General features: G+C 44.1%; 1 protein-coding gene. It reads left to right on the top strand.

Annotation, left to right across the window (positions count from 1 at the left end; translation table 11 throughout):
- Positions 1-281, top strand: a 281-nt coding sequence (locus ACVC43_RS07255) for a T9SS type B sorting domain-containing protein (RefSeq protein WP_452223840.1), incomplete at both ends; no start/stop codon positions are given.

Genomic DNA, 281 nt, shown 5'->3' with positions numbered 1-281 from the left:
GCAGCAGGAGAACATACCATAACAGTAAGAGATATTTTAGGTTGTGGTGAAGCCACCCTAACCATTATGGTGATGGATTACCCACAGTACTTTACACCAAATGGCGATGGTTACCACGACACCTGGAACATTTATGGCATTGGCGACCAGCCAGATGCTGTAATCTATATCTTTGATCGTTTTGGAAAACTGTTAAAACAACTTAGCCCAACAGGCGCAGGATGGGATGGGACTTACAACGGTAACCCAATGCCAACAAGCGATTACTGGTTTACTGTAGA

It is taken from the genome of Lacinutrix chionoecetis (genome assembly GCF_053604665.1).
This window is presented reverse-complemented; position numbering and strand designations above follow the sequence as displayed.